This is a genomic window from Burkholderia sp. Nafp2/4-1b (genome assembly GCF_003635165.1).
Lineage (GTDB): Bacteria > Pseudomonadota > Gammaproteobacteria > Burkholderiales > Burkholderiaceae > Burkholderia.
Genome location: NZ_ML058597.1, coordinates 116,010 through 134,939, shown reverse-complemented (window position 1 = coordinate 134,939; position 18,930 = coordinate 116,010). Strand labels below are relative to the sequence as shown.

The 18,930-nt window shown below is 64.9% G+C and carries 16 protein-coding genes and 1 pseudogene; 7 read left to right on the top strand and 10 right to left on the bottom strand.

Annotation, left to right across the window (positions count from 1 at the left end):
* Positions 1–2 precede the first annotated feature (2 nt).
* The 4 genes from C7H84_RS00625 to C7H84_RS00605 form a co-directional block, all read right to left on the bottom strand.
* Complete coding sequence (locus C7H84_RS00625; protein WP_121856922.1) at positions 3–968, bottom strand: L-carnitine dehydrogenase; 966 nt, start codon at positions 966–968, stop codon at positions 3–5.
* 89 nt (positions 969–1,057) lie between these two features.
* Positions 1,058–1,987: a 3-keto-5-aminohexanoate cleavage protein gene (locus C7H84_RS00620; protein ID WP_121856921.1), complete on the bottom strand. Its 930-nt coding sequence runs from the start codon at positions 1,985–1,987 to the stop codon at positions 1,058–1,060.
* A gap of 125 nt (positions 1,988–2,112) precedes the next feature.
* A complete protein-coding gene (locus tag C7H84_RS00615) occupies positions 2,113–3,066 on the bottom strand; it encodes a choline ABC transporter substrate-binding protein (RefSeq protein WP_121856920.1) in 954 nt (317 codons plus the stop codon).
* 319 nt (positions 3,067–3,385) lie between these two features.
* A complete protein-coding gene (locus C7H84_RS00605; RefSeq protein ID WP_121856918.1) occupies positions 3,386–4,357 on the bottom strand; it encodes a LysR substrate-binding domain-containing protein in 972 nt (323 codons plus the stop codon).
* A 135-nt stretch (positions 4,358–4,492) separates the two neighbouring features.
* On the opposite strand from C7H84_RS00605, the gene C7H84_RS00600 reads away from it, so the two are divergent.
* Complete coding sequence (locus C7H84_RS00600) at positions 4,493–6,793, top strand: NADP-dependent malic enzyme (RefSeq protein WP_121857864.1); 2,301 nt, start codon at positions 4,493–4,495, stop codon at positions 6,791–6,793.
* A 159-nt stretch (positions 6,794–6,952) separates the two neighbouring features.
* Here C7H84_RS00600 and C7H84_RS00595 read toward each other — a convergent pair whose 3' ends face one another.
* The 5 genes from C7H84_RS00595 to C7H84_RS00575 form a co-directional block, all read right to left on the bottom strand.
* A complete protein-coding gene (locus tag C7H84_RS00595) occupies positions 6,953–8,080 on the bottom strand; it encodes an aminotransferase class V-fold PLP-dependent enzyme (RefSeq protein WP_121856917.1) in 1,128 nt (375 codons plus the stop codon).
* A 188-nt stretch (positions 8,081–8,268) separates the two neighbouring features.
* Positions 8,269–8,901 (bottom strand): LysE family translocator, encoded by a 633-nt coding sequence (locus C7H84_RS00590; RefSeq protein ID WP_121856916.1) that lies wholly within the window; start codon positions 8,899–8,901, stop codon positions 8,269–8,271.
* A gap of 183 nt (positions 8,902–9,084) precedes the next feature.
* On the bottom strand, positions 9,085–10,389 hold the full coding sequence (locus tag C7H84_RS00585) for an epoxide hydrolase family protein (RefSeq protein WP_240461940.1): 1,305 nt from the start codon (positions 10,387–10,389) through the stop codon (positions 9,085–9,087).
* 161 nt (positions 10,390–10,550) lie between these two features.
* Positions 10,551–11,543 (bottom strand): carbon-nitrogen hydrolase family protein, encoded by a 993-nt coding sequence (locus tag C7H84_RS00580; protein WP_121856914.1) that lies wholly within the window; start codon positions 11,541–11,543, stop codon positions 10,551–10,553.
* Between the two features lie 202 nt (positions 11,544–11,745).
* The gene (locus C7H84_RS00575) at positions 11,746–12,783 is read right to left on the bottom strand and encodes a helix-turn-helix domain-containing protein (RefSeq protein WP_121856913.1); all 1,038 of its coding nucleotides are present in this window, start codon (positions 12,781–12,783) and stop codon (positions 11,746–11,748) included.
* A 104-nt stretch (positions 12,784–12,887) separates the two neighbouring features.
* On the opposite strand from C7H84_RS00575, the pseudogene C7H84_RS00570 reads away from it, so the two are divergent.
* The 4 genes and pseudogenes from C7H84_RS00570 to C7H84_RS00555 form a co-directional block, all read left to right on the top strand.
* A pseudogene (locus tag C7H84_RS00570) lies at positions 12,888–13,016 on the top strand (Tautomerase enzyme); the annotation flags it as partial.
* Positions 13,017–13,054: 38 nt separating this feature from the next.
* A complete protein-coding gene (locus C7H84_RS00565) occupies positions 13,055–13,531 on the top strand; it encodes a hypothetical protein (RefSeq protein WP_121856912.1) in 477 nt (158 codons plus the stop codon).
* Between the two features lie 43 nt (positions 13,532–13,574).
* Positions 13,575–13,913, top strand: coding sequence for a hypothetical protein (locus tag C7H84_RS00560; RefSeq protein ID WP_121856911.1), 339 nt, complete (start codon positions 13,575–13,577; stop codon positions 13,911–13,913).
* An 83-nt stretch (positions 13,914–13,996) separates the two neighbouring features.
* The gene (locus C7H84_RS00555; protein WP_121856910.1) at positions 13,997–14,971 is read left to right on the top strand and encodes an alpha/beta hydrolase; all 975 of its coding nucleotides are present in this window, start codon (positions 13,997–13,999) and stop codon (positions 14,969–14,971) included.
* Between the two features lie 76 nt (positions 14,972–15,047).
* Here the strand turns inward: C7H84_RS00555 and C7H84_RS00550 are convergent, their stop codons facing one another.
* Entirely contained in the window at positions 15,048–15,956 is a 909-nt protein-coding gene (locus C7H84_RS00550) for a LysR family transcriptional regulator (protein WP_121856909.1), read from the bottom strand.
* 140 nt (positions 15,957–16,096) lie between these two features.
* On the opposite strand from C7H84_RS00550, the gene C7H84_RS00545 reads away from it, so the two are divergent.
* Both C7H84_RS00545 and C7H84_RS00540 read left to right on the top strand, forming a co-directional pair.
* Complete coding sequence (locus C7H84_RS00545) at positions 16,097–16,861, top strand: SDR family oxidoreductase (protein WP_121856908.1); 765 nt, start codon at positions 16,097–16,099, stop codon at positions 16,859–16,861.
* Positions 16,862–17,073: 212 nt separating this feature from the next.
* A complete protein-coding gene (locus tag C7H84_RS00540; RefSeq protein WP_121856907.1) occupies positions 17,074–18,852 on the top strand; it encodes a SulP family inorganic anion transporter in 1,779 nt (592 codons plus the stop codon).
* The last annotated feature ends 78 nt before the right edge of the window (positions 18,853–18,930 follow it).

The following is an 18,930-nucleotide window of genomic DNA, read 5'->3' as shown; positions in this document are numbered from 1 at the left end:
TCTCAGTCCTCGAATCGCATACCGTGCCGCGCCTTCACCGCGGCGACCGCCTTCAGCACCTCGGTAATGCACTCGTCGCGATAGCGTTCGAGTTCCTTGATGCTGCGCGTGCCCTGCTGTTCGCTCGTGCCTTCGACGACGCTGTCGATCAGTTCGTCGGTCAGCGTGGGCGCGACCAGCTTCGTCCACGGCAGTTCGAGCGCGGGGCCGAACTGCTGCATGAAGTGTCGCATGCCCGCGTCGCCGCCGGCCAGCGTATAGGTCAGGAACGTGCCCATGAACGACCAGCGGATGCCCGCGCCGAAGCGGATCGCGTCGTCGATCTCGCCGGTCGTCGCAACGCCTTCGTTGACGAGATGCAGCGCCTCGCGCCACAACGCCTCGAGCAGCCGGTCCGCGATGAAGCCCGGCACTTCCTTGCGCACGTGCAGCGGCCGCATGCCGAGCTTGCGATAGATCTCCATCGCGGCCTCGACCGCTTCGGGCGACGTGCGCGCGCCGCCGAGCACCTCGACGAGCGGCAGCAGGTAGACCGGATTGAACGGATGGCCGACCACGCAGCGCTCCGGATGCACCGCACGCGCATAGAAGTCGGTCGGCAGCAGCCCCGACGTCGACGACGCAATGATCGCGTCCGGCTTCGCCGCGCGGCTGATCTGCTCGTGCAGTTCGAGCTTCAGCGCCTCGCGCTCGGGCGCGCTTTCCTGGATGAAGTCCGCGTCAGCGACGCAAGCTTCGATCGTCGCTTCGAAACGCAGGCGCGCGCGATCGGCGCCCGGCGCGAGGCCGACGCGCTCCAGCGCGGGCCACGCATTCGCGACGCTCGCGCGCAACCGCTCTTCCGCGCCCGGCGCCGGGTCCCACACGACCACGTCCAGACCGTGCGCGAGCGCACGGCAAATCCATCCGCTGCCGATCACGCCGGTGCCGATCGCGGCGAACGTCTTGATGTCGGTCTTCACTGCCATGTCAACGCATCCTTCAAATCGAGGGGAATCGGGCGGCGCTCGCGCTCGTGCGCGCACCGCCGCTTTGAATCGGAATCAGGCGTTCGAACTCACGCGAACTCGGCCACCGCGCGGCGTTCGAGCAGACGCTCGCCGCGCGCCGGCAGGCCGAGCTTGCGGCGCCCTTCGGCCGGCGTCAGCACGCGGGCGCCGAGGCGCTCGATGATTTCACGCGCACGCTCGACGAGCGTGCCGTTGGTCGCATGCACGCCGCGATCGAGCCAGATGTTGTCTTCGAGGCCGACGCGCACGTGCCCGCCGAGCAGCATCGCCTGCGCGACCATCGGCATCTGCATGCGGCCGATCCCGAAGCCGGCCCAGTGCGCGCCCGGCGGCAGGTTGTCGACCATCGCCTTCATCGTGCCGGTGTCGGCCGGCGCGCCCCACGGAATGCCGAGGCACAGCTGGAACAGCGGCGGATCGTCGAGGAGCCCTTCCTTCAGCAATTGCTTCGCGAACCACAGGTGGCCCGTATCGAAGATTTCCAGCTCCGGCTTCACGCCGAGCTCCTGGATGCGCTTGGCGCCGGCGCGCAGTTGCGCGGGCGTCGACACGTAGATGTAGTCGCCGTCGCCGAAATTCAGCGTGCCGCAGTCGAGCGTGCAGATTTCCGGCAGCAGTTCCTCGACGTGCGCGAGGCGCGTCAGGCCGCCGACGAGATCGGTGCCCTTGCCGAAGCGCATCGGGTCTTCGCCCGGGCCGATTTCCAGATCGCCGCCCATGCCGGCCGTCAGGTTGATGATCACGTCGACGTCGGCCGAGCGGATCCGATCGACCACTTCGCGGTACAGGTTCGGATCGCGACTGCCGCGGCCCGTCTGCGGATCGCGCACGTGGCAGTGCGCGACCGTCGCGCCGCCCTTCGCGGCTTCGATCGCCGCCGCGGCGATTTCCTTCGGCGTGACCGGAATCGCCGGATGCTTGCCGACCGTGTCGCCCGCGCCGGTGACCGCGCAGGTGATGATGACTTCGTTGTTCATGCTGAGAGCCCTCGTTTGATTCAGGTGCTTGATTCGCTGCTTGATTCTGTTCGTGCCGCGCTATTTATGTCGCACTGCAGATGATTCGTCACTGCGCGCCGCCTGCTTGCGGCGCGCGCGGGACGTTACAGGCCGAGGTAGGACTTCACGGCAGGCAGGCCGTCCTTGCCGTCGAAGGTCTTGACGCCGGCGAGCCATGCGTCGAGCACCTGCGGATTCTTCTTCAGGTACGCCTTCGCGGCGTCCGCCGGCTTCGTCTTGTTCATCACCGACTGCATCAGCTGGTTCTCGAGCTGCGTCGAGAAGCGCAGGTTCTCGACGAGCTTGCCCGCATTCGGGCAGCGCGTGATGAAGTCGGGTGCCGTCAGCGTGTACACGCGCGCTTCGCCGTAGTTCGGGCCGAACGACGCGTCGCCGCCCGACAGGTAGTTCATGCTGATCTGGATGTTCATCGGATGCGGCTCCCAGCCGAGAAACACGACCCACTTCTTCTCGCGGATCGCACGCTCGACCGTGACGAGCATCCCCGCCTCGCTCGATTCCACCAGCTTGAAGCCGCCCAGGCCGTACTGGTTCGTGTCGATCATCTTCTGGATCGTCGCGTTCGCGCTGCTGCCCGGCTCGATCCCGTAGATCTTGCCGTCGAGCTCCGCGCGGTGCTTCGCGATGTCGTCGAAGGACTTCAGGCCGGCCTGGTATTCATAGCTCGGCACCGCGAGCGTCGCCTTCGCGCCCGACAGGTTCGGCGGCTCGACCACGTTGATCGACTTGCTGTCGAGGAACGGCTGAAGCTGCTTTTGCTGCACCGGCCACCAGTAGCCGAGCGAGATGTCGAGCTGCTTGCTCTTCAGGCCGGCGAACGAGATCGGCACCGACGCGATGGTCGTCGTCGGCTTGTAGCCGAGCCCTTCGAATACCGTCGACGCGAGCGCCGTGGTCGACGTGATGTCGGTCCAGCCGATGTCCGCGAAACGCACGTTGCGGCAGGTCGCTGCATCCGTTTCGGCCTGCGCCGCGGTCGCAAATGCGCCGGTCGCCAGTACGGCCGCGACGAACGCGGCGATCTTTGTCGACTTCATGGTTTCCCCTTTTCGGTTGGACCGATGTCCGGCGGATTCGCGGAGTGCGTCCCGGCCTGCATCGTGGGAGTAAAAGTAACGAGCCATATTGGCCGCAAGACGACCGCCGGCGACCTGTTCTTGACTATTTGCGACTATGGGTGGAAACCACTATGCGCGGGCCAGGGCTTGCAGGGCCTGGGTTTGTGGCGGGCGTCCACGGAGACGGGTTTGTCCGGATGCGGCGTCGGGAATGTAAGGCGGGCGCGCGCCGGCTGCGGGATTCGAGCGTGTGCGATGCGGCTGCCGGCCACTCGGGTTCGAACCGGCTCGTGCAGCACTATCGCGGCACTTCGACGTAGGTTTCCCGGCAGATCTCGCGCAGCGCCTGGACCAGCAAATCCCGCGTCGGCGCGTGCGCTTCGGCGGAACGCGTGAACAGCGCGATCGGCGGCAGCGTCCAGACCAGCGAATACGGCACGATCGCGACGCCGGCAATGCGCACCATTTCTTCCGCGATATCGGCCGGCACGATCGACACCGCGTCGTCGCTCGACGCGATCATTTCGCCGATCAGCTTCGACGAGTAGCTTTCGACGATCGGCACGGGCGGCGGGATCCCGGCCGACAGGAACAGGTCGGTCACCTGCTCGCGCATCGGCGTATGCGGCGCGCCGAGAATCCAGTCCAGCGCGTGCAGCTTCTCCCAGTCGAGCTTCGTGCGCGCCAGTTTCGCGGCAAGCCGGCGGCTCGCAATCATCCGCGGCTGCTGCTGGTACAGCACCTCGAACGACACCTGCCCCAGTTCGACGGTCGACGATGCGCGCCCGATCACGAGGTCGACGCTGTGGTCCTTCAACTGCAGCAGCAACTGGTCGCTGGTGCCTTCGTGGATCGTCACCGTCAGGCGCCGCTCCATCCGTGATTGCAGCCGCTTCAACGCCGCCGACAGCATCTGGCCCGAAATAAACGGAATCACGCCGATATGCAGGTGGGCCGCATGGCCGGCCGCGACCGCCTCCATCTCGCGGGCGAGATGGTCGAGATCCTTGAGCATCGCCTTGGCGCGCTCCAGCACGACCGCGCCGAGCGCGGTCGGCCGCATTCCGCGCGACGAGCGCTCGAACAGCGGCGTGCCGAACATGCTTTCCAGCTCGGACAGCGCGTTCGTGACCGCCGGCTGGCTGCTGGCCATGTGCTCGGCGACGCGCGTCAGCGACCCGTGCTGCTGGATCTGCAGCAACAGCATCAGGTGCCGCATCTTCAGGCGCGCGCCAAGGCGCCGGACCACGTCGTTTGCGTCGAATGTCATTGCCGGACGGCCATACCATCATGAAAAAGTGATGGGCCGATATTAAAACAGAATCATCGCGTTATGGCCGATCCCTAGAATGGCTTCATGGATCGCGTCGGGACTGGCCTGGCGCGCACGCCCGGACCCAAGAACATGAAACAGACAGAGACCCAGCAGCAGGCCGCGTACGACTATCACGAGTTTCCGACCCCGGGGAAGATCTCCGTCGTCGCCAGCAAGCCGCTCGTGACCCAGCGCGATCTCGCGCTGGCCTACACGCCCGGCGTCGCAAGCGTCTGCGAGTCGATCGCGGCCGAGCCGCTGAACGCGCACCGCTTCACGAGCCGCGGGAATCTGGTGGGCGTCATCACCAACGGCACCGCCGTGCTGGGTCTGGGCAACATCGGCGCGCTCGCGTCGAAGCCGGTCATGGAAGGCAAGGCCGTGCTGTTCAAGAAGTTCGCCGGCATCGACGTGTTCGACATCGAGATCAACGAGACCGATCCGGACAAGCTCGTCGACATCATCGCCGGCCTCGAACCGACGTTCGGCGGGATCAACCTCGAGGACATCAAGGCGCCGGAGTGCTTCACCGTCGAGCGCAAGCTGCGCGAGCGGATGAAGATTCCCGTCTTCCACGACGACCAGCACGGCACCGCGATCACCGTGGCCGCCGCGTTCATCAACGGGCTGAAGGTGGTCGGCAAGTCGATCAAGGAAGTGAAGGTCGTGACGTCGGGTGCCGGCGCGGCGGCGCTCGCCTGCCTCGACCTGCTCGTCGACCTCGGGCTGCCGATCGAAAACGTGTGGGCGACCGATATCGAAGGCGTCGTCTATCGCGGCCGGACCACGCTGATGGACCCGGCCAAGGAACGCTTCGCGCAGGACACCGATGCGCGCAAGCTGTCCGAAGTTATCGGCGGCGCCGACGTGTTCCTCGGGCTGTCGGTCGGCGGCATCCTGAGCGCCGAGATGCTGAAGGCGATGGGCCCGCGTCCGCTGATTCTCGCGCTCGCCAACCCGACGCCGGAAATCTTCCCGGAACTCGCGCATGCAACGCGCGACGACGTCGTGATCGCGACCGGCCGCTCGGACTTCCCGAACCAGGTCAACAACGTCCTGTGCTTTCCATACATCTTCCGCGGCGCACTCGATGTGGGTGCAACGACCATCACCCGCGAAATGGAAATCGCCGCGGTGCACGCGATCGCCGGCCTCGCTCAGGAAGAGCAGAACGATATCGTCGCGGCGGCCTACGGTGGCGACGAGGTGTCGTTCGGTCCGCAATACCTGATTCCGAAGCCGTTCGATCCGCGCCTGATCGTGCGTATCGCACCGGCCGTGGCGAAGGCGGCGATCGAAGGCGGCGTGGCAACGCGCCCGCTCGCGGATCTCGACGCGTATGTCGAGCAGTTGCAGCAGTTCGTCTACCACTCGGGCGCGTTCATGAAGCCGCTGTTCGCGACCGCGCGCCAGCTCGTGCGCGACGGCGGCAAGGCGCGCATCGTGTTCACCGAAGGCGAAGACGAGCGCGTGCTGCGCGCGGTGCAGGTGATCGTCGACGAGAAGCTCGCGCGTCCGATCCTGGTCGGTCGTCCGGAGGTGCTGCTCGCGCGCATCGAGCGCTTCGGCCTGCGTCTGCGGCTCGGTCAGGACGTCGAGGTGACCAATCCGGAATACGACGAGCGCTTCCCGCAATACTGGACCACGTATTGGGAGCTGCGCTGCCGCGACGGCATCTCGAAGGAAATGGCGCGCGTCGAAATGCGGCGTCGCCTGACGCTGATCGGCGCGATGATGGTGCGGCTCGGCGATGCGGACGGGATGATCTGCGGAACGGTTGGCGAGTATCACAATCACCTGCGCTTCGTCGACGAAGTGATCGGCAGGAAACCCGATGCATCGACCTACGCGGCGATGAACATCCTGCTGCTCAATCAGCGGACCGTCGCGCTGGTGGATACGCACGTGAACGACAATCCGGATGCCGAGCAGATCGCCGAATTCACGATCGCGGCCGCGCGTCAGATGGAATGGCTGAATCTCACGCCGAAGGCGGCGCTGCTGTCGCGCTCGAACTTCGGGTCGGGGAGCGCGGCGTCGGGCGTGAAGATGCGCCGGGCGCTGGAGATCATTCGCACACAGGCGCCGGATATCGAGGCCGATGGCGAGATGCACGGCGACTGCGCGCTCGACGAAGCACTGCGCGCGCGGTTGCTGCCGATGTCGCCGCTGAAGGGCGCGGCGAACCTGCTCGTGTGTCCGAACGTCGACGCGGGGAATATCGCCTATAACCTGCTGAAGACCGAGGCCGGCAGCAACGTCGCGGTCGGGCCGTTCCTGCTGGGCGTCAATGCGCCGGTGAACATCCTCACGTCGAGCGCGACCGTGCGACGGATCGTGAACATGACGGCGTTGACGGTGATCGAGGCGAATCGGAACGTCGCGGGTTGAGTGCGGTCGGTGTAATCGCTTGACGGGGCCGGCTGCGGCCGGCCCTGTTCTGCGGAGAGCACTGGATTCGACATTCAGAACGCACGGCGCATCGATGTTCTTGATCGGATCGATCTCGTCACGTCATGCGCCGCAACGTCCGCTCTGACCAAAAACGCGCTACAGCACCCGCTCCAGCGCACTCGCAAACCGCGCGACCGCCGCATCGACATCATGCAGCTTGTCGAGCCCGAACAAGCCAATCCGGAATGTCTTGAAATCGGCCGGCTCGTCGCACTGCAACGGCACGCCGGCCGCGATCTGCATGCCGACATCGACGAATTTCTTGCCGGACCGGATGTCGTCGTCGTCCGTGTAACTCACGACGACGCCCGGTGCCTCGAAGCCCTGAGCCGCCACGCTCCTGAACCCCTTCTCCGCCAGCAACGCGCGAATCCGCGTGCCGAGTTCGAGCTGTTCCGCCCTCACCTTGTCGAAACCGTACGCTTCCGTTTCCTGGATGACATCGCGCAGCGTCGCGAGGCTGTCGGTGGGCATCGTCGCGTGGTACGCGAACCCGCCGCTCTCGTACGCTTCCATGATCTGTAGCCACTTGCGCAGATCGCATGCGAAGCTGGTGCTGGTCGTCGCATCGATTCGCTCGCGCGCGAGCGCGCCCAGCATCACCAGCGCGCAACCGGGCGAAGCACTCCAGCCCTTCTGCGGCGCGCTGATCAGCACGTCGACGCCGCTCGCCTCCATGTCGACCCAGATCGTGCCGGACGCGATGCAGTCGAGCACGAACATGCCGCCGACCGCGTGCACGGCGTCGGCCACCGCACGCAGGTAGCCATCGGGCAGCATTATTCCGGATGCGGTTTCGACGTGCGGCGCAAACACCAGATCCGGCTTGTGCTCGCGAATCGCGGCGACGACTTCGTCGATCGGCGCCGGCGCAAACGCGGCCTGCCTGCCCGCTTCGACCGGACGCGCCTTCAACACGATCGACTCGGACGGAATGCTGCCCATGTCGAAAATCTGCGACCAGCGGAAGCTGAACCAGCCGTTGCGGATGACCAGGCACTTCTTGTTCGTCGCGAACTGCCGGGCCACGGCTTCCATGCCGAATGTCCCGCTGCCCGGCACGATAGCAACGGCCTTCGCGTTGTAGACCTTTTTCAGCGCGGCGGAAATATCGCGCATCACGCGTTGAAAGCGCTGCGACATGTGATTGATCGACCGGTCGGTGTACACGACCGAGTATTCGAGAAGCCCGTCGCGGTCGACATCGGGGAGTAATCCTGGCACGTTCGTCTCCGGTAAAGGACGTGGGATGGGCGCGAGCGGCATTCGTGACCGATGCCGCCGCGCTGAGGCAACGCTTCTTTCTTCTGATAGACGAACGATTCTAACGAAAGCTGTTCGCTCGTGGGAATTTCGGCGGTTGCCTCATTCACGGCACATCCCGTGTCGTTCGAGCGGCGGGTAGACGCTCGCTACGGGCGCGTCACCAGCAACCTGATACCGACGACCCCGAACACGACGGCCAGACATCCATCCAGCGCGCGGTGGGTTCGCATGTAGATCCTTCGAACCGACTCCATCGAAAACAGCAATGCATAACCGGCGAACACCCCGCATCCGATCGCCGCGCAACCCGCGATCAGTGCACCATGGGCCGGCCGCGTGCCGTTCGACGACAGCGCGACGATCGAAACCCACACGAGGATCGCTTTCGGATTGGTGAGATGGAGCAGCGCACCGCGGCAGTAAATGCTCGTCGACGTCGGCGCTCGCGCCGTTCCCGGTACGGAGTGCGGCGCGCAATCGAGCGCACTGCGTGCCGACTTGAACGCGAGCCACAACAGATACAAGCCGCCGAAAATCCTGACTGCGATGATGAATTGGGAACACGCGATCAGCGCGGCCGATACGCCCAGCATGGCCACCGTCGCCCAGAACATCGAGCCCGACAAGACGCCGAGCGAGAACGTCAACGCCGCCTTTCGGCCGTGATTGGCAGCGATCGACATGATGGCGAGATTGCTCGGCCCGGGGCTCGCGGTACCGATGAAATACGCTGCGTAGGCGAGCAGCAGGTTCGTCGCGAAGTAGGTATTGGTCGTCATGTTCGAGTTCCAGCAACGGAAGTTCGCCGGATGATCGGATACGGGCGAATCCCGTGGAAGTGGCAATATGGCCATCTTTCGCTGAATTTCAGACAAGCTGGCGAGACCGCGTCGATATGCTCGGTGCGCGATCGCGCCGTTGTCGACGCGCTCCACCGCAAGCGCGGCGGAGCGCTTCGCACGTCAGGAACGCAACGATCTCAACCCGGCGCGCACTTCGTTCGCGAAGATCGTCGGTTCCTCCCATGCCGCGAAGTGGCCACCCGTCTCAGGCTTGTTGAAGTAAATCAGGTTGCGATAAGCCCGCTCGGTCCAGCTTCTCGGCGCCTGGTAATTTTCTCCCGGGAACGCGCTCACGGCGGCAGGCACGCTCACATCGGCCGCGAGGAAGAAGTTCGCATGGGACTCCCAATAGAAGCGCGCCGCCGAGATACCCGTGTTGGTCAGCCAGTAAAGCGTGATGTCGTCGAGTACGTCGTCGCGCGTCAGCGCGCCGGCCGAGTGGCCGTTGACCGCGCGACCGAGCACGGCCGCGCTCAGGGCCGCCGCGGGCTGGCCGTAACCGTCGCCGTGGTCGAGCAGCCAGGAAGCCAGCGCGACGGGCGAATCGGCGAGTCCGTACAGCGTCTGCGGCCGCGTGCCCATTTCAATCGCGTAGCCGCGCTTCCGCTTGAAATTGGCGCTCAGCTGCTCATACGCGTGCCGCTCCTCGTCCGACGAGCCGGCAGGCGCCGGATCGCCGGCCGTCAGCGACTTCAGGATCTCCGCCGGCACGGACGCCGGGAAATTCACATGAATGCCCATCAGCTCGGGCGGCGCCTGTTTCGCCATGATGTTCGTGACGATGCCGCCGAGATCGCCGCCCTGCGACGCAAAGCGCGCGTAGCCGAGCCGCTTCATCAGCGTGACCCAGGCGCGCGCCGTGCGCTCGGGGCCCCATCCCGTTGTCGTGGGTCTCGCCGAAAAGCCATAGCCGGGCAGCGACGGGATCACGAGGTGGAACGCATCCGACGCCGGCGCACCGTACGCCGTCGGATCGACGAGCGGCCCGATGATCTTGAACTGCTCGATGATGGAGCCCGGCCAGCCGTGGGTCACGATCAACGGCATCGCATTCTCATGCTTCGATCGCACATGGATGAAATGAATGTCCAGCCCGTCGATCTCGGTCACGAACTGCGGATACGAATTCAGCCGCGCTTCGCATTTGCGCCAGTCATAGCCGGTCGCCCAGTACTGCGCGAGCCCCTGAATGGTCGCAAGCTGAATCCCCTGCGACTCGTCGGCCACGGTCTCGCGGTCCGGCCAGCGCGTCGCGTTGATGCGATGCCGCATGTCGGCAAGTTGCGCATCGGGCACATGAACGCGGAACGGGCGAATCGCGGACCTGTCGCCGTTCGCGGGCTCCGTAACGGTGCCGAGCGCCGGACTGGCATCCGCGAAGGCGAGACGGGGCAGCGACCCGGCTGCAAGTGCGGCGGCGGCCATACCGACAAAGTGCCGGCGTGACGAGGATTGCAGGGGTCGATCGGGGGAAGCATTCGCTGTCATATCGCACACCTTTCAAAGAGAAACTTCACGGCATTGCTTTATGCATATGCACATGTTTGAATCAAAAAAAAGCGCCTTCATGCGCCGAGGTCGCCGCATCACGCAACCAGCGCGCGCGTCTCGTCCGCGGCCTGCTCGTGATTGCTCATCGGGTGCGCGACGCGTTCATGGACATGCGCGGTCGGCGTACGGTCGATCATCAAGCTGAGCAGTTCGGAACGGTTATAGTGGCCGGCCGCATCCATCAGCAGCTTGCGGCGGTCGATCTGCGTGAAGTCGAGGTCGACGATGACTTCGCCCTCGCCAGTTCGGAGCGGCTCGGCCATCAGCATGCCGTCGGGGGAGACGATCGTCGTGAAGCAGCCGCCCGAGATCGGGCCGATAGCGCAACCGGTGTCCTTCATGATTTGCGCCTGCTGGTCGGCATCCAGCCACGCCGTTGCATTGACGACGAACGCGCCGGACTCGAGCGCATGCTGTCGGATGTTGATCTCCATGCGCTGCGCGAAGCCCTCGCCGAAGGCCGAACCCGGATACATCGCCGAATGAATCTGCTCGCCGTCGGCGATCATCGCGTAGCGCGCGAGCGGATTGTTGTGCTCGAAGCACGCAAGCTGGCCGATGCGACCGACGGCGCTGTCGACGGCGCGCAGGCCCGAGCCATCGCCCTGCCCCCAGATCATGCGCTCGAAATGCGTCGGCGTGATCTTGCGGCGGCGCTGGATCAGTTTCCCGTCCGCGTCGAACAGCAACTGCGTGTTGTACAGCGTACCGCCATCGCGCTCGTTGACGCCGATGGACACGACCATGCCGGCCTTGCGTGCGGCTTCGCCGATTGCGTCGGTCGCAGCGGACGGCACGGTCACGGCCTGTTCCAGCAGCCGAAGGTGCTCGGTACCGGACAGCAGTTCGATGCCCGTCTGAACGGCCGCGAAGTACGGGTAATAGGGGATGACCGTTTCGGGAAAGGTGGCGAACTGCACGCCTTGCTGGCCGAGCTGGTGGATCTTCTGCACGACCTTGGCGACGGTCGCTTCACGACTGTAGAGCACCGGGCTGAACTGAACCGCGGCGGCCTTGACGACTTTCATGCTCTGCTCCTTGATGAGTGCGCGCAGCGGCGTTCCGCTCGCGACAGGCGCATTGGAGCAGGCGAACGTATCCGGTTCGTGTCCGAAAGTCGGCGATATGTATGCCTACGTATCTGCGTCTGTATCCGATACGTCCGGATACCAAAACAAAAAAGGGAGCGGCCGGGAAATGACGCGAGCAGTAACACGGCGTCGCGATGCGTCAACTACGTTGATCGCCTGGCTCGGCTCCGCTGCGTTTCGCCGCCGCACGCGCAAACTGCATCTGATATTCGCTCGGCGATAACCCGGTCTTGCGCTTGAACAACTGCCGGAACGTGCTGACATCGCCATAACCCACGCGCTGACTCACATCCTCGAGCCCGATCGGCCGGGTTTCCAGCAGACGTTTCGCCACCTCGACACGCAGGTTCTGCAGATACGCCAACGGCGCGAGCCCGACGGCTTCCTTGAAACGACGATTGAGCGTGCGTTCGCTGACGGCAAGCGATGCCGCGAGATCGCCGAGCCGGAATCCTTGCTGCAAGGTCGCCTCCATCCGCTGCTGCGCGCGCGCGACGAGTGTATCGGTATGCCCGTGTTCGTCGAGCAGCGTGGCAAAGGACGCCTGCGATGTCCGGTTCATGTCGATCAACAGCGCCTTCGCGGTCATCGTCGCAAGCTGTTCGCCGGCGCATGCTTCGACGAGGTGCACGGCGAGATTCAGATAGGACGTCACGGAGCCGCCCGAGATGATCCCGTCTTGCGCGAGCAGCAGTTCGTTCGCGCGGACTTCCACACGCGGATAGCGGCGCGCGAAGTCCGCCGCTCTCGCCCAGTGCGTCGTAGCAGCGCGGCCATCCAGCAGGCCGGCCTCGGCAAGCAGGTAATTGGCAGTGCAATAGGCGGCGAGCATCGCGCCGGCCTTGCGTTGGCGTCGCAGCGCGGAAGTCAGTTCGTTCAACTGCTCGCGACGCCCGATGAATTCGTCGATCTGCGAAAAGAAAGGCGCCGTCAGCAGCACGGCGTCCGCTCGCTTGCGCGGGTCGATCTTGCCGTCGACCGGAATGATCTGACCTGACGCCGCCTTGACGGGCAGCCCGTCGAGCGACTCCACGCGCCAGACGAACACCGGCGCGGCGGTCGTGCCCGGCGCCGCCCTGCGCGCATGGAACTGATTCGCGGCACTGAATACGTCAACCGGGCCCGCGACACCGGACGCGAGAATGCCGTCATAGACCCAGATGCGGATGATTGCCATCGTATGTCCGAATTTCCTTGAATAGTGGCGATGCTGCCACTTTCTGGCGTGCGCGTAAACGGCGACGATGGCGACATCCAATCAACTGCAGACAGGAGCACCCCATGCCGATGATCGACGCCATGTGGCCCGAACACGCATTGACACCCGACGCCGAAGCGCGCCTCATCAGGGAGCTGACCGACATCCTCATCCGGGCGGAAGGGTACGATCCCGCCAACCCGCTGGTTCAGCCGGGCATCGCGCTCGACGCGGGCAAGGAGTAACCAGCATGAAATTCAATGACACGGCCCCCACGATGACGCCCGCTGGCGGTCTGCCGCTGTGGCTGGCGAACCTCGCCGACCACGCGACGCTGGAAGCCACCGTGCTGAAACGCCCGATCGACGGACGGGCCGATATTCTCTCCGTGATCAAGCATGCGGTGTCGCTCTACGAATTCCAGCAGCATGCTTACAAAGGCATGGTCAGCGACCATCTTTATCTGGAATCCTATCGGTCCAGCGTTCGCGGCTTGCCGATCGAGACAGTCGTCGTCGCTCACAGGAATGATCAGGGCCAGACGGATTCCGTCGTCATCAATCACCGTCCGCTCGGTGCCGCGCTGCTGTTCTCGCAATTGATGCGCGAGCGCGTCGACGAGCGCTTCCGCGCTTTCTATCTGTCGGAATCGGAAGCCGCCGCGCTGCACGCGGCATCCGTGCCACCAGCCCGACCGGGGGCGCATGATGAAACGCCCTCTTCTTGAATTGACGACAGCATTCTTGCTGCTCGCTTGCGCAGGAGTCTCCATGGCACATTCAGCGCCGATGCCAACGACGCCCACCACGAAGATACTGGCGATTGGCACCTTTTCGCCGGGTACGGACATGCAATACGTCCAGACCATTCTTCCGACCGAAGCCCGCGAGACGGCCCAGCTGTATCTCGAGGGCAAGATCGATCAGTGGTATTCGCTGCAGGACCGGGCCGGAGTGGCGTTCATCCTGAACGTGACCGACGTCGGTCAAGCGCATGAAATGCTGGAGGCATTGCCGTTGGGAAAGGCGCACCTGATGACGTTCTCGCTACTTCCGATCGGCCCACTGAAACCATTGAGCAAGCTTCTGAATCCACCGGTGGGTCAGTAGAACGCATCCGGCACACCCGCCAAACCCGAAACAGCGAAGCGCACCTTGCCCGCGCAATTCCGCACTGAACGAGAACCACGATCATGTCCAATCCCGCCACGAAAGCGATCCTCTCCCCCGCAGCAGCAGCGGGTACTCCGGCTTCCCCGAACGTGCCTGCGTCATCGTCGTCGGCACCAAAGGTCTACGTCGGCGAGGTGCAGGTCAACGCCGACATCACGCTGCGCCATATGGTCTACCGTGCTGCCGACCCGAAGGGCACCGTACTGTTCCTGCACGGCTTCCCCGAGACGATGCATGCGTGGACACCTATCGCCGAATCGCTTTCCAGCGACTACGACGTGCATGCGTTCGACTGGCCGGGCTACGGGCAATCGTCGCGGCCGCCCGCCGATCGCTTCTCGTACGCGCCGAAGGACTATGCGCGTGTGCTGGCGGACTATATCCACGCGTCCGGTATCGACGGTTCGAAACTGGTGATTTATGCGACGGATATCGGTGCACTGCCCGCGCTGCTGGCCGCACTGGAACAACCGGATATCGCCAGGGAGATCATCGTGGGCGATTTCGCCCCGTTCAACCGGCCGCAATATATGTACGAAAGCCTGCAGGGCCTGAAGTCGGCGCCTTCATCCGACATCGTGCGTGCTGCAATGAACAAGAATCGCGACGAGATCCTCGCAAACACGTTCTTCCGCGGCATGTCGGACGAAGCGCGCTACGCGCTGCCCAAGGAATTCACCGATGATATGGCGAAAGGGTGGGACGGTGACGTGACGGCGGCCGACGCATTCTTCCACTACTACGCGTGCTTTACGCGAGACCAGGATGACTTCGAGGCCAATATGGCGCAGCTGAAAGTGCCCGTGAAGGTCGTGTGGGGCGAGAAGGATATCTACATCAAGAAGGAAATGGGCCTCGAGTACGCGGACCGTACCGGCGCGAAGATCTCGATTCTGCCTGAACTCGGCCACTTTCCGCATCTGCAGGCACCCGACCAGACGGTGAACGAAGTGCGTGCCGCGTTCGGTGCAGCGCGCGCTTGCGGGATCAAGTAGAGCGGAAGCGCCGCCGCTGCGGAAGAACACACCTGTCCGGCCAACCGATTCAATCGCGACCGACCGATCACTTCGGTCATCGCCACGACGGCTCGGACAGGTGTTCGGCGAAATAGTCGGACAGCGCGGCCACCTTCGCCGGACGGGCGCGCGCGGACGGCGTGACGAAATACAGCCCGCCCTTCGTCAGCGACCAGTCGGGCAGGAGCGCTTCAAGACGGCCGTCGGCCAGGTACTCGCCGGCGATGAACTCGGGCAGTTCGGCGATCGCCAGCCCCGCGAGCAGCGTCGGCAATAACGCATCGGCATTCGTCACGCGCAGCGGACCGCTCGGCATGATCGGCTCCTCGTCGCCCGCGTCGTTCGTGAAGCGCCACACATCGCTATGCGCACGAAACGCGTACGACAGGCACGGCCGCTCCACCAGCTCGCGCGGATGCGCGGGGCGCCCTTCGCGCTTCAGATACTCGGGCGACGCCACCACGTATTGCGTCACCGCGCACAACCGCCGCGCGACCAGCGATGAATCGGGCAGCGCGGCGATCCGCAACGCGGCATCGAACCCGTCGGCGATCAGGTCGACCGACGCATCCGACAGATGCAGGTCGATCGACACATCGGGGTACGCACGAAAGAAGCCGGGCAGCAGCGGCGCGACCCAGCGCAACCCGAACGACATCGGCACGGCGAGGCGCACCAGCCCGCGCGGCTGCACGGCCATCTCGCGCGCCGCGCTTTCCGCCTCCTCGGCATGTCGATACACCTCGCCGGCCTTTTCACAGATCGTCCTGCCGAACTCGGTGAGCGCGAGTTGCCGGGAAGTCCGGTTGAACAGCCTGCCGCCCAGGCGGTCTTCCAGACGCGCGACGCCGCGCGACACCGTGGCCACCGACACGCCCATCGCGCGCGCCGCCGCCGCGAACGATCCCTCCTCGGCAACCTTCGCGAACATCGCGAGCCCTTCGAAGTCAGGCAGCTTGGCCATTTCCCCTCATCTTTTCATTTTTGCAACGTTGGATTGCGATCAATTCTATTTCGAAAAGACGGCCGCGTCGATATTCTCCTTACATCGCAGCACGTAACACCGAACACCTCATCCACGTACCGAACCCAAGGAGAAACACCATGGCACGCAAGCTCGACAACAAGATCGCACTCGTCACTGGCGCAACCAGCGGCATCGGCCTCGCCACCGCACAGCGCTTCGCCGCCGAAGGCGCACACGTATACATCACCGGCCGCCGCCAGGCCGAACTCGCTGCCGCGGTCGACGCGATCCGCGCAGCCGGTGGCACCGCGACGGGCGTCCGCGTGGACTCCACGAAGCTCGACGAACTCGACGCGCTGTATGCGCAGATCAAGGAAGAACAGGGGCGCCTCGACGTGCTGTTCGCGAACGCCGGCGGCGGTTCGATGCTCCCGTTCGGCAGCATCACGGAAGAGCACTTCGACGACACCTTCAATCGCAACGTGAAGGGTGTGCTGTTCACGGTGCAAAAGGCGCTGCCGCTGCTCGCCGACGGCGCATCGGTGATCCTCACCGGCTCGACGGCCGGCAGCGCGGGCACCGCGGCATTCAGCGTGTATTCGGCTTCGAAGGCGGCGGTGCGCGCGTTTGCACGCAACTGGATTCTCGATCTGAAGGAACGCCGCATCCGCGTGAACACGATCAGCCCGGGCGCGACCCGCACGCCGGGCCTGCTCGACCTCGCCGGTCAGGACGAAGCGCAACGGCAAGGTCTCGCCGATTACCTGGCTTCGCTGATCCCGACGGGGCGCCTCGGCGAGCCGGAAGAGATTGCGGGCGCGGCACTGTTCCTCGCGTCGGACGATGCGAGCTTCGTGAACGGGATCGAACTGTTCGTCGACGGCGGCCAGCAACAGATCTGAACGCGGCGCGACGTGAGCCGGGCACGGAGGCGGTCTGGACGATCGCGTCGCGCCCGGCGCACCCGCGCGTCCCCGCGTCCGGGGTCTGCGCGTTGAAACGCAATATCGTGAAACCGCGCTTGCGCTCCGGCGACATGGGAACGTAATCTGAACGGCACGGGCGGACGTGGCGAACTGGCGAACGACTCGCCCGGGTTCCTTGATGCCCTGCGATGAACCTCAAAAGCCGAGCCCGTCAGCACACGGCCCACCCGCCCCGCAAGCCTGCCGCCGGCCCGCTGCGGTGGATCAACGGGCTCGCCGTCGTGCGTGGCTATCGATTGCCGTGGTTGCCGCACGATCTGTTTGCCGGCGTCACGCTCAGTGCCGTCCTCGTGCCAGCCGGCATGGCGTACGCGGAAGCAGCCGGCCTGCCCGCCGTCAACGGGCTCTATGCATCGTTTGCCGCAATGCTTGCGTATGCACTGTTCGGCCCAAGCCGCATCCTCGTTCTCGGCCCCGACTCCGCGCTGGTCGCGTTGATCGCCGCAAGCATCGTGCCGCTTGCGCGCGGCAACGCCACCCATGCACTGGCCCTGGCCGGCGCGCTCGCGGTTCTCGCGGGCGCGATCTGCATCGCGGTCGGGACGCTCAGGCTCGGATTCGTCACCGAGCTTCTGTCGCTGCCCATCCGGTACGGTTTTCTGAACGGCATCATGCTGACCATCAGCATCGGACAGTTGCCCAAGCTGCTTGGCTACAAGGGCAAGGGCGAATCGTTCGTCGAGCAGGTGCGCGACGTCGTCGAAGGCATCGCGGCATCGAAGGTCAACGCGACATCGCTCGCACTTGGCGTCGCCGCACTCGTGCTGATACTCGTCTGCAAGCGAATCTGGCCCAAGGTGCCGGGCGTGCTGCTTGCGGTGGCGGGCGCGACCGTGGCGGTGATGTGGTTCGATCTGTCCCGCCGCGCCGGCGTCGCGACCGTCGGCGCCGTCCCGCAAGGGCTGCCCGTGCCGCACATCCCGAATGTGAGCCTCGGCGACTGGCTGCATCTCGCGGGCAGCGCGGCGGCGATCGCGCTCGTTTCGTTCACCGATATCAGCGTGCTGTCCCGTACCTACGAATTGCGCAACGACACCCGCGTGGACCGGAACCAGGAATGCATCGCGCTGGGGCTGGCGAACCTCGCCGCCGGTTTGGTGCAAGGGTTCGCGGTGAGCGCGAGCAGCTCGCGCACGCCCGTCGCGGAGGCGGCGGGCGCGAAGACGCAGGTGACGGGCGTGGTGGCTGCCGCCGTGGTTGCCGCGCTGCTGCTGTTCGCGCCGCACGCGCTTTCGCACACGCCGCAATCCGCACTGGCCGCCGTCGTGATTGCCGCATGCATCAACATGGTCGAGGTGCGCGGCATCGTGCGGCTTTATCGGCTGCGCAAGAGCGAGTTCGTGCAGGCGGTGGCGTGCTTCGCGGGCGTCGCGGCCCTCGGTGTCGTGAACGGCATTGCACTCGCGCTGCTGCTCACGGTGCTCGCGTTTCTATGGCGCGCGTGGCGGCCTTACGATGCCGTGCTCGGGCGGGTCGACGGCAGGAAGGGCTATCACGACGTGTCGCGCCATCCGGAAGCGCGGCGCGTGCCCGGGCTCGTGCTGCTGCGCTGGGATGCGCCGCTCTTCTTCGCCAATGGCGAGATCTTTCGCGAACGCGTGCTGCGCGCCGTCGACGAGTCGCCCGAGCCCGCGCGCTGGATCGTCATCGCGGCCGAGCCCGTGACCGATATCGATCTCACGGCGGCCGATGTACTCGAACGTCTGCATGGCGAGCTGGCGGCGCGGCAGGTCAAGCTGGTTTTCGCGGAACTGAAAGGTCCCGTGAAGGATAGCCTCAAGCATTACGGAATGTTGAGCATGTTCGGCGACGGCAACTTCTTTCCGACGGTCGGCGAGGCGGTAAGCGGATATCTGAAAACGCATCAGATCGAGTGGCACGACTGGGAAGACGAAGCCTCGGGATGAGCACGGATCGGAACCGATCGCCACCGCCGGGCTAGCGCACACGCGTGAAACGGAAAAGGGACGATTCAGCGCATGACG